Origin of the sequence: Streptomyces sp. NPDC051207, assembly GCF_040682395.1 — a bacterium.
In the GTDB taxonomy this organism is placed as follows: Bacteria; Actinomycetota; Actinomycetes; order Streptomycetales; family Streptomycetaceae; genus Streptomyces.
The window spans coordinates 241,683-264,522 of sequence record NZ_JBFBAX010000004.1 but is presented as its reverse complement, the minus strand read 5'-3'; the positions used below and the strand labels follow the sequence as shown (position 1 = coordinate 264,522).

The 22,840-nt window shown below is 73.1% G+C and carries 15 protein-coding genes; 10 read left to right on the top strand and 5 right to left on the bottom strand.

The genetic code is table 11. The annotated features are described in order from the left end of the window. Positions 1 to 57: 57 nt before the first annotated feature. Positions 58 to 1,605 (bottom strand): alpha/beta fold hydrolase, encoded by a 1,548-nt coding sequence (locus AB0M97_RS06410; RefSeq protein ID WP_365959581.1) that lies wholly within the window; start codon positions 1,603 to 1,605, stop codon positions 58 to 60. Positions 1,606 to 1,679: 74 nt separating this feature from the next. Continuing rightward, on the bottom strand, positions 1,680 to 4,454 hold the full coding sequence (locus tag AB0M97_RS06405) for a lysylphosphatidylglycerol synthase domain-containing protein (protein ID WP_365959580.1): 2,775 nt from the start codon (positions 4,452 to 4,454) through the stop codon (positions 1,680 to 1,682). 185 nt (positions 4,455 to 4,639) lie between these two features. Between AB0M97_RS06405 and AB0M97_RS06400 the strand changes: the two genes are divergently transcribed. From AB0M97_RS06400 to nudC, 5 genes are all read left to right on the top strand, one after another. Beyond that, positions 4,640 to 5,026: an MGMT family protein gene (locus AB0M97_RS06400; RefSeq protein ID WP_365959579.1), complete on the top strand. Its 387-nt coding sequence runs from the start codon at positions 4,640 to 4,642 to the stop codon at positions 5,024 to 5,026. Positions 5,027 to 5,281: 255 nt separating this feature from the next. Next, positions 5,282 to 8,824, top strand: coding sequence for an ATP-dependent DNA helicase (locus AB0M97_RS06395; protein ID WP_365959578.1), 3,543 nt, complete (start codon positions 5,282 to 5,284; stop codon positions 8,822 to 8,824). 134 nt (positions 8,825 to 8,958) lie between these two features. Next, the gene (locus AB0M97_RS06390; RefSeq protein WP_365959577.1) at positions 8,959 to 12,615 is read left to right on the top strand and encodes a UvrD-helicase domain-containing protein; all 3,657 of its coding nucleotides are present in this window, start codon (positions 8,959 to 8,961) and stop codon (positions 12,613 to 12,615) included. A 10-nt stretch (positions 12,616 to 12,625) separates the two neighbouring features. Then, positions 12,626 to 14,029 carry a dipeptidase gene (locus tag AB0M97_RS06385; RefSeq protein ID WP_365959576.1) on the top strand — a complete coding sequence of 468 codons (1,404 nt, stop codon included), beginning with the start codon at positions 12,626 to 12,628 and terminating at the stop codon, positions 14,027 to 14,029. A gap of 144 nt (positions 14,030 to 14,173) precedes the next feature. Then, a complete protein-coding gene (gene nudC / locus AB0M97_RS06380) occupies positions 14,174 to 15,127 on the top strand; it encodes an NAD(+) diphosphatase (RefSeq protein WP_365959575.1) in 954 nt (317 codons plus the stop codon). A 77-nt stretch (positions 15,128 to 15,204) separates the two neighbouring features. On the opposite strand, the gene AB0M97_RS06375 is transcribed toward nudC, so the two are convergent. Continuing rightward, positions 15,205 to 15,462, bottom strand: coding sequence for a mycoredoxin (locus AB0M97_RS06375; protein ID WP_365959574.1), 258 nt, complete (start codon positions 15,460 to 15,462; stop codon positions 15,205 to 15,207). 230 nt (positions 15,463 to 15,692) lie between these two features. Between AB0M97_RS06375 and AB0M97_RS06370 the strand changes: the two genes are divergently transcribed. The 4 genes from AB0M97_RS06370 (at position 15,693) to AB0M97_RS06355 (ending at position 19,254) form a co-directional block, all read left to right on the top strand. Further along, positions 15,693 to 17,921, top strand: a complete 2,229-nt coding sequence (locus tag AB0M97_RS06370; protein WP_365959573.1) for an ATP-dependent DNA helicase UvrD2 — start codon at positions 15,693 to 15,695, stop codon at positions 17,919 to 17,921. 142 nt (positions 17,922 to 18,063) lie between these two features. Next, positions 18,064 to 18,390 (top strand): hypothetical protein, encoded by a 327-nt coding sequence (locus tag AB0M97_RS06365; RefSeq protein WP_365959572.1) that lies wholly within the window; start codon positions 18,064 to 18,066, stop codon positions 18,388 to 18,390. A gap of 175 nt (positions 18,391 to 18,565) precedes the next feature. Beyond that, positions 18,566 to 18,934 (top strand): WhiB family transcriptional regulator, encoded by a 369-nt coding sequence (locus AB0M97_RS06360; protein ID WP_019754617.1) that lies wholly within the window; start codon positions 18,566 to 18,568, stop codon positions 18,932 to 18,934. Next, on the top strand, positions 18,931 to 19,254 hold the full coding sequence (locus tag AB0M97_RS06355; RefSeq protein WP_365959571.1) for a hypothetical protein: 324 nt from the start codon (positions 18,931 to 18,933) through the stop codon (positions 19,252 to 19,254). Before AB0M97_RS06360 ends, AB0M97_RS06355 begins: the two co-directional genes overlap by 4 nt. Before the next feature lie 195 nt (positions 19,255 to 19,449). Here the strand turns inward: AB0M97_RS06355 and AB0M97_RS06350 are convergent, their stop codons facing one another. Together AB0M97_RS06350 and AB0M97_RS06345 are read right to left on the bottom strand one after the other, a co-directional pair. Continuing rightward, entirely contained in the window at positions 19,450 to 20,814 is a 1,365-nt protein-coding gene (locus AB0M97_RS06350; RefSeq protein ID WP_365959570.1) for an AarF/ABC1/UbiB kinase family protein, read from the bottom strand. Continuing rightward, complete coding sequence (locus AB0M97_RS06345) at positions 20,807 to 22,021, bottom strand: ThiF family adenylyltransferase (RefSeq protein ID WP_365959569.1); 1,215 nt, start codon at positions 22,019 to 22,021, stop codon at positions 20,807 to 20,809. The genes AB0M97_RS06350 and AB0M97_RS06345 overlap by 8 nt, the downstream gene beginning before the upstream one ends. A gap of 219 nt (positions 22,022 to 22,240) precedes the next feature. Here AB0M97_RS06345 and AB0M97_RS06340 point away from each other — a divergent pair, with 219 nt between their 5' ends. Continuing rightward, the gene (locus AB0M97_RS06340; protein ID WP_365959568.1) at positions 22,241 to 22,837 is read left to right on the top strand and encodes a M48 family metallopeptidase; all 597 of its coding nucleotides are present in this window, start codon (positions 22,241 to 22,243) and stop codon (positions 22,835 to 22,837) included. Positions 22,838 to 22,840: the final 3 nt, after the last annotated feature.

Here is a 22,840-nt window from a genome sequence, read left to right as displayed (position 1 = left end):
GCTTGTGGATAACGTTCTGACCTGCTCATTTGTCGTCATCCTGAGGGCCCGACCCGTTCAGGAGCAGACCGTGCCCGCCTTCGGCACCTTCCCGTCCAGCAGATAACCGTGCACGGCGTCCTGCACGCACGTGTTCTTGCTGTCGTACGCGCCGTGCCCCTGGCCCTTGTACGTCAGCTCGACCCCGACCCCCTTGCCGAGCGCCTCCGCCATCCTCCGCGCCCCCTCGTACGGTGTGGCCGGGTCGCCGGTGTTGCCGATCACCAGGATCGGCGCCGAACCGGGAGCGCTCACGTCGGGGTGGTCGGCGGCCCCCGGCACGGGCCAGTCGGTGCAGCCGAGCATGCCCCAGGCGAGGTAGTCGCCGAACAGCCCGGAGGCGGAACGGAATTCGGGGAGCTTCTGTGCCACGTACTCGGGGCTGTAACGGGGCTTGTCGTCGGCGCAGTTGACGGAGACGTTGGCCGCGGTGATGTTGCTGTACTCGCCGTTCTCGTTGCGCCCGTTCATCGAGTCGGACAGCAGCATCAGCACCTGGCCGTCACCGTCGTACGCCTGCTGGAGGCCCTCGGTGAGGTACTCCCAGAAGTCCTTCGAGTACAGCGCCTGCGCGATGCCGTTGGTCGCGGCCGTCTGGGTCAGCTCGCGCGGGAAGATGCCCGGCAGCGGCTTGCTGTCGAGGTCCTTCAGCAGCTTGGCGATGCGGTCCTCGACGTCCTGGGCGGTGTCCCCGACGGGGCAGTCCTCGGCCTTCGACACGCAGTCCTCGGCGTAGTTGCCGAGGGCGAGCTGGAAGCCCCTGGCCTGGCCGAGCGAGCCCTCCTCGGGGGTCTGTGTCGGGTCGACGACGGCGTCGAAGACGGCTCGGCCCACCTTCTTCGGGAACAGGTGGGCGTAGACCCCGCCGAGTTCGGTGCCGTAGGAGATGCCGAAGTAGTGCAGTTTCGCGTCGCCGAGGACCTGGCGCATCAGGTCAAGGTCGCGGGCCGCGTCGGTGGTCCGCACGTGCGGCAGCACCTTCTCGGAGTTCTTCTCGCAGGCCTCGTTGAACTCCTCGGTGTTCTCCAGGAGTTCGGTGCGCTCGGCGCGGTCGTCGGGCGTGGCGTCCTGCTGGAAGTACACATCGAGCTGCTGGTCGTCCTGGCACACCACGGGCGCGCTGCGGCCGACCCCGCGCGGATCGAAGCTGACCAGGTCGTAGCGGGTGCGCAGCTTCGCGTAGTCCGCGCCGAAGGCGGGCAGGGCGGTGATGCCCGAGCCGCCCGGGCCGCCGAAGTTGAAGACGAGCGAGCCGATCCGCTTCCTTTCGTCGCCGCTCGCCCTCGCCCTGATCAGGGCCAGGTCGATCGTTTCGCCCTCGGGTTCGTCCCAGTCGAGCGGGGCCTTCATGGTGGCGCACTGCCACTCGTCGCCGCCCGGCAGTGGTGACGGGCCGTCGCCCCCGCCCTGCTCCTGCGACGGCGCCGGGCAGTCCCTCCAGCTGAGTTTCTGGCCCTCCAGGTCCTCGTCCCCGGCGTCGTCGCCGCCGCATCCCGCGGCCAGGGCGCAGAGCAGCACGGCGGTGGCGGTCGGGGCAGCGGTGCGCATCCAGGACGGCTTCGGCATGATTCCATCCTGCGCTCGCGCCGGTCGCCTCGCTCGGGACGCGGGCCGGACGAGCTACAGCGCCGCCCGCGGTGCTACAGCGCGCCCTTGCGCGTGAGGTGGTTGAACGCCAGCCAGCCCGGCAGCACCGGCAGCCACAGCGTCAGCAGCCGGAACAGCAGCACGGCAGGGGCCGCGACCTCCTTGGGCAGGCCGACCGCGATCAGACCGACCGTCAAGGTGGCCTCCACGGCGCCGACACCACCCGGCGTCGGGGCCGCCGAGCCGAGCGCGTTGCCCGCGAGGAAGACGACGGCGACGCTCGCGATGCTGATCGAGGTCGTCTCGTCGCCGAAGGCACGGATCGAGGCGTCCAGGCACATCACGAAGCAGGCGGTCAGCAGCAGCATGCCGCCGATGCCGGTGACCAGCTTCTGCGGCCGCTGCAGCACGTCCAGCATGCGGGGCACGACACCCGCGAAAAGTGACCGCACGCGCGTGATGACGAATTTCCGCAGGAACGGCACCGACGTCACCACGAGCACCAGCACGGCCACCGTCAACAGGCCGCCGATCACCGTGCGGGAGGGCGACAGCGACGGCGTCTTCTCGGTGCCGGTCAGGTAACCGAAGGCCAGCAGCATCAGGATGTGGCAGCCGAGCCCGAACAGCTGCGAGGCACCGACGCTCGCCACCGCGAGCCCCGGCCGCACGCCCGCGCGCTGCAGGAACCGCGTGTTCAGGGCGACGCCACCGACCGCCGCCGGTGCGACGATCTTCACGAACGATCCGGCGACCTGCGCCGCGACCGTCCGCAGGAACGGCACCCGCTCGGGCACGAATCCCAGCAGCGCCATCGCCGCCGCGAAATAGCTGGCCGCCGAGAACAGCACCGCCGCGGCGACCCAGCCCCACTCGGCGTTCGCGACGAGCGGCCCGAACTCGATGTGCGTCAGCTGCGTCAGCAGGAAGTACGCACCGATGGCGCCGGCGATGAAACTGATCAGCGTGCGCGGCCGCACCCGCTCCAGACGGGCCGGCTCCACCGGCGCCTGCGGCCTGATGCGCAGCACCTCGTAGCGGATCTGGGTGAGCAGATCCTCCTCGCGCGCCTCGTCCAGGGCCTCGTCGATGGCCCGCTTCTCGGCCCGCGCCTCGGCCCGCTCGGTCTTCTTGTCCGGCTTCTCCAGCACGGGCCGCGCGGTGTCGTCGGCCGCCGCCAGGCGGGCCTCCTTGGCCTGCCGGGACGCCTCCAGCACCGCCTCGCGCTCGCGCTGCGTCCGCTCCCGGGCCAGCCTGCGCAGCGTCGCGCGCGTGGAGCGGCTCAGCGCGATGGGCTGGAGCATCGGCAGACAGTCCGCGACGGCGTCGGGGCCGAGGACGCTCACCGCCGAGGCCACCGCGCGCTCGGCGCCCACCCGCAGCCCGAGCGTCACCAGCAGCTGGGAGATGTCCATGCGCAGCAGCAGGTCGCCGGCCGCGATCTCGCCGATCCGCAGGTCGGTGAGGATCACCGTGCCGGAACGATCCACCAGGATGGCGTCGCCGACCAGCCTGCGGTGCGCGATCCGCCGGGACTGCAGCGCCCGCACCTGGTCCCAGGTGTCGCGCAGCAGATCGTCGGTGATCTCCTCGTCCGGCAGCGAGTCCAGGGAGCGCCCGCCGGAGTGCTCGTAGACGAGCATCACCGCGTCCGGGCCGAGCTCGGAGGTGGCGATCAGCTTCGGCGCGTTGGCGCCGGCCGCGATGGCCGCGTACGCGAGCAGCGCCTCCTGCTCCAGTGCCTGGCGCAGGGACTGCAGGCTGCTGCGGGTGGCGAAGCCGCGCAGGGTGAGATTGCGCCACGCGCGGTAGAAGAAGCCCTGCGCCTGCTGCTCCCGGTCGACGACCGTGACGTCCAGGGGTGGGCCGTCCTCCAGGGTGACGAAATAGCGCCGCCCACGGTCGCCGCTCTCGGCCGCGTCCGGGGCCTCCTCGCGGGAGGCGCTCACCGGGCGGAAGCCGACGGTCCGCAGGCCCGCCATCAGGGTCCGGCCGGTGGGACGGACGTTGGGCGAGCCGACCGCGTACAGCGTGCCGTAGGCGACGCTCCAGCCGATCAGCACCGTCAGGATGATCGAGAACGGCGTCGTGTAGCCGGTGACGAGCATCGAGAAGGCGTCCAGCAGCAGCACGATCCACAGCACCGCGCGCCAGCGCGGCCGGCGCGACATCCCGACGGCCGTCATGTACGCGATCACGGGCGCCAGATAGCCGTGCACCGGGTCGGTGAGGGCGGTGATGTCGCCGGGGGAGGGCTGGGTCAGCGCCTCCTGGATGGAGTCCGGGGCGGCCTTGGCGACCCACAGGTCCGTGGCGAGGGTCACGCCGTGCGCGAGGACGGCGGCGAGCACACCGTCGGCGATGCGCAGCCCGTCGCGTTTGATCAGCCGCTCGATGGCGAAGGCGACCGGCACCAGGAGGATCGCGATGCTGGACGCCAGCCCCGCGATCTTGATGAGCAGGTCGGGTGCCTGGCCGGTGCCCTTGTTGATGTCCTGTTCGAGGCCGGAGGTCGTGCCGTGCGCGAACGCGGCGATGGCCAGCAGGACGACCACGGCGAGGACGCCCACCAGCAGCCGCATGAGGTCCGAGGGGCGGTGCACGCGCGCGGGGAGCAGCGGTTCGTCGCCCTCGACCTCGCCGCCCTCGACTTCGTCGATACGGCCTTCGCCGGCCTCGTCGCCCTCGACCTCGTCGATGTGGCCCTCGTCGGCGTGCCGCCGGTCCGGCCCGGTGTCGGTGTCGTCGGCTCTCCGCGCGGTGTCAGGGCGCGACGAGGCGTCGGAGGAACCCTCCGGGCCGTCGGGGTGCGCACCCTGATGCTTCATCGTCTCTTCTTGGTCTCGTATCACCGGTCACCGCCCGCACGATGGTGGCATGCCGCACCGACACACGGGGGCATCAGGGTGCACATGCGGGGGCGGACAGTCTGCCCGAAGCGCCGCCCCCGGGCGAGGTGCCCGTCCGGGCGGGAGCGCTTCGGTTGTCGGTGGGGTGGGGCAGGATGGGGCGGATGAGCGAGGAGAGTCTTCCCGACGACATCGGCCCGGCGCACGCGGACGCGCTGCCCGAGTATGCCGAGCGGGTGCTGGATGTCACCGAGCTGATTCCACCGGGTCGCGTCATGACCTACGGGGACGTCGCCGAGTGGCTGGGCGAGGGCGGGCCCCGTCAGGTGGGCCGGGTGATGTCCCTCTACGGGAGCGCCGTGCCGTGGTGGCGCGTCGTCCGCGCGGACGGACTGCTGCTGCCGGGCCACGAACTTCAGGCGCTCGGCCACTACCGGGCGGAGGGCACGCCGCTGAAGGGCGCGAGCCGGGCCGCCGAGGGCCATCTGCCGCGCGTCGACCTGAAGCGGGCGCGGTGGGAGGGCGGCGAGCACGCGGAGGGTCACACCTGACAGCTTCCGCCTTCCGGCGGGCCCGGGAACGGCCTGTGACCCGTATGGGGGAAACCGGGGACGTCCGTGGCATGACGTACGTTCGTGGGACAAGGGGCGCCAGCGCCGCGAGCGCCGCCGGGGAAGAATCGGAAGCCCTGCTTCCGTGCCGTCCCGCGGCGTAGCGTCGGCCGCGGGTGCCCCGCAGACCCCGCCACCACCGCCGTGCACGCGGTGGTGTGCCAACCCGTACACCCACCAGGACCGGCGAACCACGTGAGCTCCTCTTCCTCCACCAGGCGCCTGCCGCACCCCGAGGTGCGACAGGGGAACCGTGGCGCTTACCGACTGGTGCGTACCCCACCGGCCCGGCCGGATCCCCCTCGTCTTGACGCCGCGCAGCGCGCCGTGGTTGACCACGTGACCGGACCGTTGCTCGTCCTCGCGGGCCCGGGCACCGGAAAGACCACCACGCTCGTGGAGTCCGTCGCCGCGCGGACAGCCGGCGGCACCGACCCCGAGCGGATCCTGGTGCTGACCTTCAGCCGCAAGGCCGCCGTCGAGCTGCGCGACCGCATGGCGCTGCGCATCGGGGCGGCGCGCGCCCCGCAGGCGACCACCTTCCACTCGTTCAGCTACGCGCTGGTCCGCGCGCATCAGGACAGCGACCTCTTCGTGGAGCCGCTGCGCCTGCTGTCCGGCCCCGAGCAGGACGTCACCGTGCGTGAGCTGCTCACCGGGCAGACGGACCTGGAGCGGCTCGGCCTCGCGCACGTGCGCTGGCCCGACGAGCTCCGCGCCTGCCTGACCACCCGCGGCTTCGCCGACGAGGTCCGCGCCGTCCTCGCCCGCAGCCGCGAACTCGGCCTGGACCCGGCCTCCCTGGACGCCTTCGCCCGCCGCATCGGCCGCCCCGACTGGCGGGCCGCCGCCGCGTTCCTCGCCGAGTACCTCGACGTGCTCGACCTGCAGGGCGTCCTCGACTACGCCGAACTCGTCCACCGCGCGGTGCTCCTCGCCCGCCGCCCCGAGGCCGCACGGCGGCTCGCCGCCCAGTACGACGCCGTGTACGTCGACGAGTACCAGGACACCGACCCGGCCCAGGTACGGCTGCTGCGCGCCCTCGCCGGCGGCGGGCGCACGCTGGTCGCCTTCGGCGATCCCGACCAGTCGATCTACGCGTTCCGGGGCGCCGACATGAACGGCATCCTGGACTTCCCGCACGCCTTTCCGCGCGCGGACGGCCGGCCCGCGCCCGTGGAGGTGCTGCGGACCTCCCGCCGCTCCGGCGCCGCGCTGCTCGCCGCCACGCGCCTGCTGACCCAGCGCATGCCGCTGCCCCGGCTGCCCGCCGACAAGGTGCGTGCCCACCGCGAGCTGACGCCGGTACGGGACGGCGGACGCGTCGAGGTGTACACGTACCCGACGCCCGGCACCGAGCTGGACAACGTCGCCGACATCCTGCGCCGGGCGCATCTGGAGGACGGCGTTCCCTGGAGTGACATGGCCGTCCTGGTGCGCGCGGGCTCGCGCACCATCCCGGTGGTCCGCCGCGCGCTCACCTCGGCCGGGGTCCCGCTGGACATCGACGGCGACGACCTGCCGCTGCGGCACGACCCGGCGGTCGCGCCACTGCTGACGGCACTGCGGGCGGTCGCCACGGCGGAGGCGGCGCGGGGCGGCAGCGTCGAGGCCGAGGCCGGGCGTGGTGACGGGGAGGGCGCCGCGCGCGCGGACGGGGAGTGCACCGCGCGCGCGGACGGTGTGGAAGCCGGCCGCGATGCCGCAGAAGAGGCCGCCCGCCGCGGCGCCGCCCAGGAATCCGAGCCCGGCGGCGTCGGGCCCGGGGCCGGGCGTGGTGGCGGCGGTGAGGCTGAGGCCGCTCGGGAACCCGATCCCGCCGATCCCGTCGACCCCGCCGACGCGGCGCCGGACGGCGAAGCCTGCTGGCTCGACACCGAGACCGCTCTCACCCTGCTCACCTCGCCGCTCGCCGGAATGGACGCCGCCGACCTGCGCCGTCTCGGGCGTGCCCTGCGCGACGAGGAACGGGCCGCGGGCAACCCGGTGCCGCCGCCGTCGGACGTACTGCTCGCGCGGGCACTCGCCGAGCCGGAACGCCTGGCCGTGCACGACCCCGCGTACGCGCGCGGTGCGCAGCGGCTCGGCGCGCTGCTCCGCAGGGCACGCGAGCGCCTGGCGAACGGCGGCACCGCCGAGGAGGCGCTGTGGGACCTGTGGGAGGGCACGCCCTGGCCCGGTCGCCTGGAGCGCGCCGCCCGCCGCGGTGGGGCCGCCGGACGCAACGCCGACCGCGACCTGGACGCCGTGTGCGCCCTGTTCGCGACCGCCGCGCGCGCGGAGGAGCGCACGGGCGGACGCGGCGCCCTGAACTTCCTGGAGGAGATCGACGCCGAGGACATCGCCGCCGACACCCTCACGCGGCGTGCCGTGCGCCCCGACGCCGTACGCCTGATGACCGCGCACCGCTCCAAGGGCCTGGAGTGGCGCCTGGTCGTCGTCGCCGGAGTCCAGGAGGGCCTGTGGCCGGACCTGCGCCGCCGCGGCTCCCTGCTGGAGGCCGACCGCATCGGCCGCGACGGACTCGCCGAGCCGCTCACCCCGGGCGCGCTGCTCGCCGAGGAGCGCCGCCTGTTCTACGTCGCCGCCACGCGCGCGCGTGAACGCCTGGTCGTCACCGCCGTACAGGCAGCCGCCGACGACGGCGACCAGCCGTCCCGGTTCCTGACCGAACTCGGCGTGGAGCCCAAGGACGTCACCGGGCGTCCGCGCCGCCCGCTGTCCGTGGCCGCGCTCGTCGCCGAGCTGCGGGCGACGACTGTCGACCCGCGCGTGTCGGACGCCCTCCGGGAGGCCGCCGCCCGCCGCCTCGCCCGCCTCGCCGCGCTCGCCGACGAGGACGGCCGCCCACTGGTGCCGGCCGCGCACCCGTACCGCTGGTGGGGCCTGTTCGAGCCGACCGAGTCCAAGGTGCCGCTGCGCGACCGTGACCAGCCAGTCGTGATCTCCGGCAGCGCCCTGGACCAGCTCGCCAACACGTGCTCCCTGCAGTGGTTCCTGGGACGAGAGGTGAAGGCCGACGCGCCCGCGACCGCCGCCCAGGGCTTCGGCAACGTCGTCCACGTCCTCGCCGACGAGGTCGCCTCCGGGCACACCCCGGCGGACCTCGCCGTGCTCATGGAGCGCCTGGACTCCGTGTGGAACGCGCTCGCCTTCGACGCGCCGTGGAAGTCGCAGCAGGAGAAGGAACACGCGCGCGTGGCGCTCGAACGCTTCCTGAAGTGGCACGTCATGGACCGTGCGGGCCGCACCCCGGTCGCCGGCGAACACGACTTCGACGTCACCCTGGCGGCGGGCGACTACGAGGTCCGCATCCGCGGCCAGATGGACCGGGTCGAGGCCGACGGCGAGGGCCGCGCCTACGTCGTCGACTTCAAGACCGGCAAGCAGGCGCCCACCGCCGCCGAGACGGCCCGCCATCCGCAGCTCGCCGTGTACCAGCTCGCGGTGCGCGAGGGGGCCGTGGACGAGCTGTTCGACGGTGTGCGCCCCGAACCGGGCGGGGCCGAACTCGTCCAGCTGCGGCAGGGCGCCGCCCAGCGCGACGGTGGCGAGATGCTGCCCAAGGTGCAGGCGCAGCAGCCCCTGGAGGGGGAGTGGGTCGGCGAACTGCTCGCCACGGCCGCCGGCAAGGTCCTCGACGAGCGGTTCACCCCGACGGCGGGCCAGCACTGCACGCACTGCGCGTTCCGGGCGTCGTGCAGCGCCCGGCCCGAGGGACGGCACGTCGTGGAGTGAGCGCACTGGTGTGACCGGTGTGGAGTGAGCTCACTGCTGTGATCGGTCGCACCACCCGTGCCGACCTGCGCTTCTCCCGGCCCGGCGGCCGATGGCGTCATCCGTTGTCAGTGCCCGCCGCTAGCCTCTCTCGGGTGCCCGCTCGTATCACCGACCCCGAACAGCTCAAGGAGCTCCTCGGCATCCCGTTCACCCCGGAGCAGACGGCGTGCATCACCGCGCCGCCCGCCCCGCAGGTGATCGTGGCCGGCGCCGGGTCGGGCAAGACCACGGTGATGGCGGCGCGCGTCGTCTGGCTCGTCGGCACCGGCCAGGTCGCCCCCGAGCAGGTGCTCGGCCTCACGTTCACCAACAAGGCCGCCGGCGAACTCGCCGAACGCGTCCGCAAGGCCCTGGTCAAGGCCGGTGTCACCGACCCCGACGCCATCGACCCGGACAACCCTCCGGGCGAGCCGGTGATCTCCACGTACCACGCCTTCGCGGGCCGTCTCCTGACCGACCACGGCCTGCGCATCGGCCTGGAGCCGACGTCCCGCCTGCTCGCCGACGCCACGCGCTACCAGCTCGCGGCGCGCGTCCTGCGCGAGGCCCCCGGCCCCTACCCGGCCCTGACCCGCTCCTTCCCGGACCTGGTGAGCGACCTCCTCGCCCTCGACTCCGAACTCGCCGAACACCTCGTCCGGCCCGAGGACCTGCGCGCCTGGGACGCCGGGCTGCTGCGGACCCTGGACGGCGTGAAGCTCAGCAACGCCGATCTGCGCAAGGTCCCCGAGGCCGCCGCCGCCCGGCACGAACTCGCCGACCTGGTGATGCGCTACCGCGCCGCCAAACGGGAACGCGACCTGCTCGACTTCGGCGACCAGATCGCCCTGTCGGCGACCCTCGCCCGGACCCGCCCCGAGGTCGGCGAGATCCTCCGCGACGAGTTCCGCGTCGTGCTGCTGGACGAGTACCAGGACACCTCGGTGGCCCAGCGCCTGCTGCTGGCCGGCCTGTTCGGGGGCGGCACCGGCCACCCGGTGACCGCCGTCGGCGACCCCTGCCAGGCGATCTACGGCTGGCGCGGCGCCTCCGTCGCCAACCTGGACGACTTCCCCGAGCACTTCGCCCACGCCGACGGCCGCCCCGCCACCCGCCAGGCCCTCAGCGAGAACCGCCGCAGCGGCGGACGCCTCCTGGACCTCGCCAACGGCCTCGCCGAACCGCTGCGCGCCATGCACGCGGGCGTGCAGGCCCTCCGCCCGGCCCCCGGCGCCGAACGCGACGGCCTGGTCCGCTGCGCCCTGCTGCGCACCCACACCGAGGAGATCGACTGGGTGGCGGACTCCATCGCCCACCTCGTCCGCACCGGCAAGGCACCCGGCGAGATCGCCGTCCTGTGCCGCACGGCGGCCGACTTCGCCGAGATCCAGGCCGCACTCGTCGCCCGGGACGTCCCCGTCGAGGTGGTGGGCCTGTCCGGGCTGCTGCACCTGCCCGAGATCGCCGACCTCGTCGCCGTCTGCGAAGTGCTCCAGGACCCCGGCGCCAACGCCGCCCTGGTGCGGCTGCTGACCGGGCCGCGCTGGCGCATCGGCCCGCGCGACCTCGCCCTCCTCGGGCGCCGCGCCCGGCTGCTCGTGTCGCACACGCGTGTGGACGACGACCCGGACCGGCGGCTCGCCGCGGCCGTCGAGGGCGTCGACCCCGCCGAGGTGACCTCGCTCGCGGACGCCCTCGACACGTTCCTGGAGACGCCGTTCGACGGCCGCGGAGACGACGACGGGCTGCCGTTCTCGCCGGACGCGCGCGTGCGCTTCGCCCGGCTCGCCGCCGAACTGCGCGACCTGCGCCGCTCCCTGTCCGACCCGCTGATGGACGTCCTGCACCGCGTCCTGACCGTCACCGGACTGGAGGTCGAGCTGTCGGCGTCGCCGCACGCGCTGGCCGCCCGCCGCCGCGAAACCCTGTCGAACTTCCTCGACGTCGCCGCCTCCTTCGCCGCGGGGGACGGCACGGCGACCCTGCTGGCCTTCCTGGGTTTCCTGCGCACCGCCGCGCAGTACGAGAAGGGCCTCGACAACGCCCTGCCGGGTGGCGAGAACACCGTGAAGGTGCTCACCGCGCACAAGTCCAAGGGTCTGGAGTGGGACGTCGTGGCCGTACCCGGCCTGGTCACCGGCGCCTTCCCCAGCTCCAAGGGCCGAGAGAAGTGGACGGCGCAGGGCAAGGTGCTGCCGCACGAGCTGCGCGGCGACGCCGACACGCTGCCCGACGTCGCCTCCTGGGACGCGCGCGGCCTGAAGGACTTCCAGCAGGCCATGAAGGAGCACCAGCACACCGAGGAACTCCGCCTCGGATACGTCACCTTCACGCGGCCCCGCTCCCTGCTCCTCGGCTCCGGCCACTGGTGGGGGCCCACCCAGAAGAAGCCGCGCGGACCGTCCGCGTTCCTGCGGGCCCTGTACGACCACTGCGCCGCCGGGCACGGCGAGATCGAGGCCTGGGCCGACGAACCCGCCGAGGACGAGGAGAACCCGGCCCTGCACCGGGCGACCGCCGACCAGGTGTGGCCGCTGCCCCTGGACGCGACGGCGCTGGCCAGGCGCAGGGCGGCCGCCGAGACCGTACTGGCCCACCTCGAAACCCTGGCGGCCTCCCACGACGAGGGCCACCCCGCGGCCACGCACGATCCGGACACATACGACGACCCCGACTGGCCCCCGCCGCCGGACGACGACGTTCCGGTCACGGACGAGGACCCCTTCGCGGACACCTCCGCAGGCCCCTTCGAGGGCTCTTTCGCCGGCGACCCCTACGAGGAGGACCCGGCCGACTGGGAGACCTGGACGACGGACCGCCCGGCCGTCCCCCACCAGGCGACGGCACCGGAGGCCACCGGCTCACCCGAGGACGAACGGCCCCGTCCGCCGCGGCCCGCCCATGGGCCCGAGCGGCCCGCCGACGGGCTTCCCCGCCCCGCCCATGCCCCTTCGCGGCCCGCCGACGGACTTCCCCGGCCCGCCGATGAGCCCGGGCGGCGGGCGGACGAGGCACCGCAAGCCGTCGGCCGCTCCTCGCTCACCCCCGAGGAGGCCCGCGTCGTCGCCTCCTGGGACCGCGACCTCGACGCCCTCGCCGGTGAACTCCTGCGCGCCCGCGCGTCCGTCACCGACGTCCCCCTCCCGGCCTCGCTCACCGCCTCCCAGCTGCTGCGCCTGGCCGCCGACCCGGACGGCCTGGCGCAGGAGCTGGCCCGCCCCATGCCGCGCCCGCCGCAGCCCGCCGCCCGCCGCGGCACCCGCTTCCACGCCTGGGTCGAGGCCCGCTTCGAGGAACTGACCCTGCCCATGCTGGAGCCGGAGGACCTGCCCGGCAGCGAGGCCGAGATCGCCGACGAACGCGACCTCGAAGCCCTCAAGGACGCCTTCGAACGCACCGAGTACGCGCACCGCACGCCCTACCGCGTGGAGGCCCCCTTCCAGCTCGCCGTCGCCGGCCGGGTCGTCCGCGGCCGGATCGACGCCGTCTACAAGGAGGGCGACGGGCAGGACGCGACGTACGAGATCGTCGACTGGAAGACCGGCCACGGCCGCACCGCCGACCCGCTCCAGCTCGCGGTGTACCGGCTCGCCTGGGCCGAGCAGCAGGGCGTGCCGCTGGAATCCGTCACGGCCGCGTTCCTGTACGTGCGCACCGGAGAGGTCGTACGCCCGGACGATCTGCCCGACCGGGCGGCCCTGGAGCGGCTGCTGCTCGAGGAGCCGTCCGGTGAGGAACCGCACTCCGAGGATGTCGGTGCGGGCCGATAGGCTCGTGACCATGAGCCAGACCCCGGACAGCGCCGTCCGTACGTACATCGAGCAGCACCGCACGGCCTTCCTCGACGACCTCGCCGAGTGGCTGCGCATCCCGTCCGTGTCGGCCCAGCCCGGCCACGCGGCGGACGTACGGCGCAGCGCCGACTGGCTCACCGCGAAGCTGAAGGAGACCGGCTTCCCGACGGTCGAGGTCTGGGAGACGTCGGGCGCCCCGGCCGTGTTCGCCGAGTGGCCCTGCGCCGACCCCGGGGCGCCCACGGTCGTCGTCTACGGCCATCACGACGTGCAGCCCGCCGCCCGTGAGGACGGCTGGGACAGCGACCCCTTCGAGCCCGTCGTCCGCGGAAACCGCCTCTACGCGCGCGGGGCCGCCGACGACAAGGGCCAGGTGTTCTTCCACACCCTCGGCGTCCGCGCCCACCTCGCCGCCACCGGCCGCACCGCCCCCGCGGTCAACCTGAAGCTGCTGATCGAGGGCGAGGAGGAGTCCGGCTCGCCGCACTTCCGGGCCCTCGTCGAGCAGCACGCCGACCGGCTCGCCGCGGACGCCGTGATCGTCTCCGACACGGGCATGTGGTCCGAGGACACCCCCACCGTGTGCACCGGCATGCGCGGCCTCGCCGAGTGCGAGATCCGGCTGTACGGCCCCGACCAGGACATCCACTCCGGCTCCTTCGGCGGCGCCGTCCCCAACCCGGCGACCGCCGTCGCCCGCCTGGTCGCCGCCCTGCACGACGAGCACGCACGCGTGGCGATCCCCGGCTTCTACGACGGCGTGGTCGAACTGACCGACCGCGAGCGGGAACTCTTCGCCGAGCTGCCCTTCGACGAGCGGCGCTGGCTCACCACCGCCAAGTCCCACGCCACCCACGGCGAGGCCGGACACACGACCCTGGAGCGCGTCTGGGCCCGCCCCACCGCCGAGGTCAACGGCATCGGGGGCGGCTACCAGGGCCCCGGCAGCAAGACGATCATCCCGTCCTCCGCGATGGTGAAGCTGTCCTTCCGGCTGGTCGCCGGCCAGGAGCCCGGCCACATCGAGAAGGCCGTCCGCGCCTGGGCCGAGGGACAGGTGCCCGCCGGAATCCGCTGCGACATCACGTTCGCCGCGGCCACGCGCCCGTGCCTGACCCCGCTCGACCACCCGGCGCTGCAGTCCGTGGTGCGCGCCATGGGCCGGGCCTTCGAAAAGCCCGTCCGCTACACGCGCGAAGGCGGCTCGGGGCCCGCCGCCGACCTCCAGGAGGTCCTCGGCGTCCCGGTGCTCTTCCTGGGCATCTCGGTCCCCTCCGACGGCTGGCACGCCCCGAACGAGAAGGTGGAACTCGACCTCCTCCTCAAGGGAGCCGAGACGAGCGCGTACCTGTGGGGCGACCTCTGCGAGCACTGGAGGCACGAGCCCTGACCGCCCCGAACCGTCCGGAGCGGCATCCCGCGCGGGGCACACCGGGAGGGCCGCCCCGCCCGACCGGACCCGCTCAGGCCCGGGCCGCCTCCCGCCGAACCGCCTGCTGAACCGCCGCCGACACACACCGTTCCACCGGGGGAGATGGAAGCACCCGTGACCACCTGGACCGACCACACCGCCGACCGCCCCATCTCACTCACCGCCCCGAGCGGCATCGACCGGGCCGCCCACCACCGGCTCGACGAGGCATGGCTCGCGGCGGCGTGGAGCCACCCCACGACGCGCTGCTTCGTCGTCTCCGGCGGCCAGGTCCTCATCGACGAGACACCGGACGGCCGCACCGAACTCGTCATGACCCCGTCCTTCGAGGCCCCCCTCACCGAGGCACACCGCTACTTCCTCGGCATCGACGAGGACGGCGTGCGGTACTTCGCCCTCCAGAAGGACTCGCTGCCCGGGCGCATGGACCAGTCCGCGCGCCCCGCCGGCCTGCGCGAGGCGGGCCTGCTGCTGTCGCCGCGCGACGCCGGCCTGATGGTGCACGCCGTCGGCCTGGAGAACTGGCAGCGCACGCACCGCTTCTGCTCCCGCTGCGGCGAGCGCACCGTCATCGCCGCCGCCGGACACATCCGCCGCTGCCCCGCCTGCGGCGCCGAGCACTACCCCCGCACCGACCCCGCCGTGATCATGGCCGTGACCGACGAGGACGACCGCATCCTGCTGGGCCGCCAGGTGCACTGGCCCGAGGGCCGCTTCTCGACGCTCGCCGGTTTCGTCGAACCAGGCGAATCCGTCGAGCAGTCGGTGCGCCGCGAGGTCTACGAGGAGGCCGGCGTCACCGTCGGCCCCGTCGAGTACGTCGCCAGCCAGCCCTGGCCGTTCCCGTCCAGCCTCATGCTGGGCTTCATGGCCCGCGCCACGTCCACCGACATCGACGTCGACGGGGACGAGATCCACGAGGCCCGCTGGTTCTCCCGCGACGAACTCACCGCCGCCTTCGCATCCGGCGAGGTCCTCCCGCCGTACGGCATCTCCATCGCGGCCCGCCTGATCGAGCTCTGGTACGGCAAGCCGCTGCCGACCCGGAGCGTCTGACACGCACGCCCGGCGCGCGGGAAGGCCCCGGCCGGCTGTCTCCGGCCGGGGCCTTCCCGCTGCGCGTCCCGGTGCGGTCAGGCGCCGAGCGCCTGCTTCACCTGCGCCAGGCTCGGGTTCGTCATCACGACCTCGTCGCCGCCGGCCTTGGGCAGCACCCGGACCGTCGGAACGGTCTGGTTCCCGCCGTTCGCCTTCTCCACGAAGGCCGCGGACTCCGGGTCCTGCTCGATGTTGATCTCGGTGTACGCGATGCCCTCGCGGTCCAGCTGGCTCTTCAGCCTGCGGCAGTAGCCGCACCACGTGGTGCTGTACATCGTCACAGTGCCCGACATGTCTTCTTGCGCTCCTTCGGCGGCTCGGGGATGCGTGGTCGCAGTGGAGGAACGTACGAGAGGGCGCGGCCATTCCCGCCCGGCGACGGGACGGGACGCTGCGTGACGTGACACCTGCCGCATCAGCGAACCTGCCGTATGAGGTGACGCCTGCCGCATTGATACGACTGCGAGGCCAAGCCTGTGGACAACCGGCTCACCCGTCTCTGGCGACCTGGCAGCATGGCGGTGTGACAGCAGCAACGCACTCCCCTCTCTTCCCGCAGGTACCGGAGACGGCCGACGCGGTGCTCGAAGGGCTCGACCCCGAGCAGCGCGAAGTGGCCACCGCCCTGCACGGACCGGTCTGCGTCCTGGCGGGCGCCGGCACCGGCAAGACCCGGGCGATCACCCACCGCATCGCCTACGGCGTCCGCGCCGGAATCCTCCAGCCCTCCAGCGTGCTCGCCGTCACCTTCACCAACCGCGCCGCCGGGGAGATGCGCGGCCGGCTGCGCCAGCTCGGCGCCCACGGCGTCCAGGCCCGCACGTTCCACTCGGCGGCGCTGCGCCAGCTCCAGTACTTCTGGCCGAAAGCGATCGGCGGCTCCATGCCCCGGCTCGTCGACCGCAAGATCCAGCTCGTCGCCGACGCGGCAGCCGCCTGCCGCATCCGCCTCGACCGCGGCGAGCTGCGCGACGTGACCGCGGAGATCGAGTGGTCCAAGGTCACCCAGACCGTCCCCTCCGACTATGTGCTCGCCGCCGCCAAGGCCGGCCGTGAGGCACCCCGCGCCCCGGCCGAGATCGCCCAGCTCTACGCCGCCTACGAGGACGTCAAGCGCGAGCGCGCCGTCATCGACTTCGAGGACGTCCTGCTGCTGACGGTGGCCGTCCTCCAGGACCGGGACGACATCGCCGACCAGGTCCGCTCCCAGTACCAGCACTTCGTGGTGGACGAGTACCAGGACGTCAGCCCTCTCCAGCAGCGCCTGCTGGAACTGTGGCTCGGCGACCGGGACAACCTGTGCGTGGTCGGCGACGCCAGCCAGACGATCTACTCGTTCACGGGCGCAACCCCCGACCACCTCCTCGACTTCCGCAACCGCCACCCCGGCGCCACCGTCGTCAAGCTGGTCCGCGACTACCGCTCCACCCCCCAGATCGTCCACCTCGCCAACGGCCTGCTCGCCCAGGCCCGTGGCCGCGCCGCCGACCACCGACTGGAACTCGTCTCCCAGCGCGCCCCTGGGCCCGATCCCGTCTACACCGAGTACACCGACGAACCCGCCGAGGCCGAGGGCGCCGCCCGCCGCATCCGGGAACTCGTCGCGTCCGGAGTGCCGGCCGGCGAGATCGCCGTCCTGTTCCGCACGAACTCCCAGTCCGAGACCTACGAACAGGCCCTCGCCGACGCCGGGGTGCCCTACCAGCTGCGCGGCGCCGAGCGGTTCTTCGACCGGCCCGAGGTGCGCAAGGCCGGTGTCGCCCTGCGCGGCGCGGCCCGCTTCGGCGGCAACGACTCCCTCCTGGACGACGCCGTCGACCTGCCCTCCCAGGTGCGCGCCGTCCTGTCGGGAGAGGGCTGGACGTCCGAGCCGCCGGCCGGTTCCGGTGCCGCCCGAGAGCGCTGGGAGTCCCTGACCGCTCTCGTGAACCTCGCCCATGACTTCGCCGCCGCCAGACCCGGCGCCACCCTGAGCGACTTCGTCGCCGAACTCGACGAGCGGGCGAGCGCCCAGCACGCCCCGACCGTGCAGGGCGTCACCCTCGCCTCCCTGCACTCGGCCAAGGGCCTGGAGTGGGACGTGGTGTTCCTGGTCGGCGTCGCGGAGGGCATGATGCCGATCACCTACGCAAAGACCGACGAGCAGATCGAGGAGGAGCGCCGCCTCCTCTATGTGGGCGTCACCCGAGCCCGCGAGCGCCTGCACGTGTCCTGGGCGCTGGCCCGCTCGCCGGGCGGGCGGGCCGGCCGCCGGCCCAGCCGCTTCCTCGCCGGACTGCGCCCCGGCTCGACGGGGACGGCCGGCTGCGGCGCCGCGGCCGGGACGGGCGGCGTCGAGCGAGGCTCCACGCCTGCCGCCGACGCCGCACCCCGGCGCACCCGGCGTACCCCGGCCCGCTGCCGGGTCTGCGGCCGCACCCTCACCGACGCCGGTGAGATGAAGCTGATGCGCTGCGAGGACTGCCCCTCCGACATGGACGAGGGCCTCTACGAGCGGCTGCGCGAGTGGCGGGCCGTCCAGGCGCGGCGCAGCGGGCAGCCCGCCTTCTGCGTCTTCACCGACAAGACCCTCATGGCCATCGCCGAGACGGCCCCCGAGGACGAGTACGAGCTGGCGCGCATCCCGGGAGTCGGCATGCGCAAGCTCAACCGCTACGGCGCCGACGTCCTCGCCCTGTGCGCAGGTCAGGACCTCGCGTCCGAGGACGAGGACGACCAGATGACGACTGATGCGAACTCGTCGAAAAAATAGTTTGCGCCTGCCCCAGCAAGCCCCATAGGTTCTTAGGCACGGGAACAGCGGCCTTCTCGGAGGCCCTGAATCCGTGTTGTACTTGCATATCCGCGGACTGGTTCACCCCAGTCCCCCGAGACGCCGAGAGGAGGCGATTCCAGTGATCAGCATCAACACCAGCTCCTTCAGCACCGTGAAAATGACCGATCCCTCGGTCGTCGCCTCCCTGTGCCTGCTCGGCGCCTCGAACCCGGGCACCGGTCTGTCCGGCATTCGTGCCGTCCGTCCGGCGTCCGCCGTGTCTCCTGCGGGTCTTCCCGTCCGTGAGCGCGATGAGCGACCGACCAAGGCACTGGAAGCTGCAGTAGTGGCACAGGCGCAGGCCTATGCCTTTACGGCGACCGGTGCCGGATTCCGGAAGCAGACGACGCAGCACCACCTGATGTGGGCCTTCCGTGGGCCAGAACCCTGGAGTGATCCAGCCTGATCTCGATCAGGCCGGCGCCTTCAGGGCCGCGGAACCCCACCCGGGATCCGCGGCCCTTCTGTTTGTCCGCGAACGTGGACAGCGGAGCGAAGGAGCCTCGGGACAAGAAGAGAACCCGGTACCCAGCCGACCCCGGCCGACCCCGGCCGGAACGAACAGACGAGGAAGACGATCCGTGCAACTCGAAGCGCACGCCCCGTCCGTACCGCCTTCCGACACGATCCCCAAGCCCGGCCTCACGGAGGACTCCACCTTGACTCCGCTCACCGCGCTCACCGCGCTCGACGACGCCATCGAGAACCTCGGCGTACCCGTCCCCTGCCGTTCCTACGACCCGGAGGTCTTCTTCGCGGAGTCGCCGGCCGATGTCGAGTACGCCAAGTCGCTGTGCCGCACCTGCCCGCTGATGGAGGCCTGCCTCGCCGGCGCGAAGGAGCGGCGTGAGCCGTGGGGCGTCTGGGGTGGCGAGCTGTTCGTCCAGGGTGTTGTCGTCGCCCGGAAGCGGCCGCGTGGCCGCCCGCGCAAGAACCCGGTCACGGCATGAACACCGCAGGAACGATCGACCGTCCCCTCACGCACGACCCCAAGAAGCAGGCCCCGATGAAGCCGTCCACTTACGAGCCCGCAGGCTCCGCTACCGAAGACGTCAACCTCAGTGACGCGAAGGACTCGCGTCAGAACAGGACCCGAGAAATGCAACTCATCCCAGAAGCCCTGGCACGTGCGCATATGCACGAGCGCCTGCACGAGGCCGAGGCGGAGCGTCAGGCCGTGCGCCTGGCTGCCGCCCGTCGGATGCAGCGTCGGGCGGAGCGTGCCTCCCTGCGCGCCCGCCGTGCGCTCGCCATGGCCGTCATGCAGTAACCATGCACGCCTGAAGCGGTGACCTCCCGGTGCGGGAGGTGAGCTTTCCCCGCGGGGGTCGGTCCGGCCGAACGGACCGGCCCCCGCGGCGCGTTGAGCCCTGTCGGCCTGTCGGCCTGTCGGCCTGTCGGCCGTGCTGGCCATCGCCGCTGATCTCGTCAGCCGTCGCCGGCCTCGCGGGTTATCGCGTCGGCGTCACGCCGGTGCGGCCGACTCCTCCTCGTCGGTCTCCTCCACGAAGCCCGGCAGCCACTCCTCCAGTTCGTCCCGCATCCGCACCGTCGCGCCCAGCTGGCACAGCACGCCGATCGTGCTCAGCGTCACCCGGTGGATCAGGAGGTAGGCCGGGGGGAGGTTGAGCTGCTTGGCCAGCTGGTAGGCGGGGGAGCGGGGGTCGGCTATCCGGGCCGCCTGGCCGCGCATCCAGCCCCGGCTGAAGGTGAACGCCTCGGCCTGCGTCGGCTCGATGATCGGCAGCAGGTAGTCGAGGACGGCGTCGGGGTCCAGCTTTATGTGCTCCTTGACGAAGCCCTCGGCGCAGAGCATCTCGTAGACGGCCTCCGCCTCGCCGTCGAGTGTCATCCGCAGTGACTCGCCGATCGTCGGCGGCAGGCCGCCGGGCAGGCGGTCGACCGTGCCGAAGTCCAGGACGCCGAGGCGCCAGTCGTCCTCGCCGCCGGGGCCGCCGGGCAGCAGGCGGAAGTTCCCGGGGTGGGGGTCGGCGTGCAGCAGGCCGGTCCGGGCCGGGCCGGAGAACAGGAAGCGGGTCAGAAGCTGGCCCGCCCGGTCGCGCTGCTCGTCGGTGCCGTCCGCGATCACCTCGGACAGCGGAACGCCGTCCATCCACTCGGTGACCAGGATCTGATCGCTCTGGTGCACCACGGCAGGCACCACGATGTCCGGGTCGCCCGCGAACTCCTCGGCATGCGTCTGCTGGGCCTGAGCCTCCAGGCCGTAGTCCAACTCCTCGGAGACCCGGTCCTTCAGCTCCGCGATCAGCGGCTTGATGTCCATGCCGGGCACGAGCGGGCCCAGCAGGCGGGCGAAGCGGCTCAGCTGGTTCAGGTCGGACAGCAGGGCCTCGCCCGCGCCCGGGTACTGCACCTTGACGGCCACCTCGCGGCCGTCGTGCCACACCCCGCGGTGCACCTGGCCGATGGACGCTGCCGCCGAGGGCTTGTCCTCGAACTCCAGGAACAGCTCGCGCCAGTCCGCGCCGAGCCGCTCCTGAAGCACCGCGTGCACCGTACGTGTCGGCATCGGCGGCGCCGCGTCCTGGAGCTTGGTCAGCGCCGCGCGGTAGGGACCGGCGACCTCCTCGGGCAGGGCGGACTCGAAGACGGACATCGCCTGTCCGAACTTCATCGCGCCGCCCTTGAGCTCACCGAGCACCTTGAAGAGCTGGTCCGCGGTGCGCTGCTGGAGCTCACGGCCGACGAGCTCCGCCGACTCGCCGACGATGCGCTTGCCGAGCCCCCAGGTGGCACGGCCGGCGAAGCCGAGCGGGAGCGCGGCGAGCTTGGCGGTCCGGGTGACCGCCTTGCGGGGAAGATCAGACATGCGCCCTCCAGGTCCCAGCCAGCCGCGCAGCGTCTGCCTGACGATGAAGCTCTTCTGACGGCTGTTGCTCTGCCATTGTCTCGTGCGATGCGCCGTTCTCAGGGGTGTGTTCCTGGTTACCTTTCTCCGCCGCTGCGCACGGGCACGCGGTGTGCGCCCGAACCGGCCGCGCACGCCAGTGCAGGTCCGGTGCGGACACCTCCCAGCGTGCGCCGGCAGCCGACGGTACCCGGCCGTCCAGGAAGGCCAGCGCGTGAGCCGCCGCCAGCCCCGCGACCGCTGTCGCCAGGGCCAGATCGCAGGCCCGCACCTGACGCGGCCTCGCCGACCGCCACTGGGCGAGCAGGCGCGGCCAGGCCTGGTCCCGGTCGGTGCGCTCCTCCTGCAGACAGCCGGCGCAGGCCGTCTCACCGGGCAGGACCAGCGGGCCGGCGACGCCCGTCCCCTCCACGACGCCCGCGTAGAGATGAGGCGTGCCGGATGCCATGAGCGGCTCCGCGGTCGCCGGGTCGGGCGCGTACACGGCGACGTCATCCCGCGGGGCGACGATCACCAGGGAGAAGCCCGGCTCGGGATCCTCCAGCCGCGACCGAGAGACCCGGCGTGCCGGGCGGTCCGGGGCGGCATCGCGCACCACACGCCTGGCCGCCTCGTCCCTGCGGTCGCCGACGGCCTCGGCCGGCAGTCCGCCCGGCGCGACGTCCCACGGCTCGACGCGTCCGCAGTCCCGCACGTCGACCTCCCCGACGCCGGCGCCCGACAGCAGCCCGGCCAGCACCGCGCCGACCCGGCCCGCGCCCCGCACCTGCACCCGCAGCGAGGCGCGCGCGGCCAGCAGTCTCATCGCGTCGCCCGGCTCCGGCGTGATCAGCGACAGTGAGGCCAGATCGGGGGACAAGCGGTCCAGGACGTCCGTCTTCTCCCGCAGGGCGGCGGCAGCCGGTCCGCCGCCCTGGGCGTCGTCGAGCAGCCCGGCCCGTGTCAGCCGCGCCACCAGCCGGTCGACATGGCCGTCCGGCAGATCCATCCGCCGCCCCTCCTTGCGCAGCAGGGGGAGCCCCCGGGTGCCGTTGAGCAGCTCCAGGAAGCTGCCCGTCGCCGTGTCGACCGGGCCGAGCGTCAGCGCGTGCGCCGGGCTCATCCCGAACTGCACCGTATTGAGATCACGCCAGCCGCGCCTGAGCGCGGGTTTCACCACTGGATGCATCGCAGGCCCCCGTATGCCACTGAACGTCCCCGTGCGCCGGGCGGGCTCGGTCGAAGCCGCCCCGGCAAGAGCCAGCATGCCCGACCCGGCCGCGAGGGCGTCGAGAGTTGTCCACAAGGAGACGTGATTAGTCGTACGAATCAAGCGGTCGGTGGGGATCGGGGCGGAAGGCCGCCCGGAGCCGGGACTTCCCCCACGCGGGACGGGTACGGTCGGGGCGTGTCCGCCGACCCACTGCACCGCGCCGGAACCCCACAGCGCAGCACGACGAGCCCGCCGCCCAGCGGCTCGAAGGCGAGCGCGATCGAGGTGCGCAGGAGTTCCCGTCGACGCAGGACGGTCTCCGCGTACCGGGAGGGCGATCGCACCGTCGTGCTCATCCCCGCCCGGATGTCCGAGGCGGAGGAGCAGCGCTGGGTGAGCGTCATGCTGGACAAACTCGCCGCCCAGGAGAGCAAACGGCTGCTCGGCGACGCCGAGCTGGCCCAGCGCGCCCAGCGGCTGTCGGAGCAGTACTTCGGCGGCCGTGCCAGGCCCGTCTCGGTCCGCTGGGTCACCAACCAGAACACCCGATGGGGCTCGTGCACCCCGGCGCAGGGCAGCATCCGCCTGTCGCACCGGTTGCAGGGCATGCCCGAGTACGTCGTCGACTACGTCCTCCTGCACGAACTGGCGCACCTTCTGGTGCCCGGGCACGGGCCGCGGTTCTGGCGACTGCTGGACGCGTATCCGCGCACCGAGCGGGCCCGCGGCTACCTCGAAGGGGTCGTGGCGGCCGAGCGGCTGCCGCACGTGCCCGGCCCGCCCGGCGAGTGATCA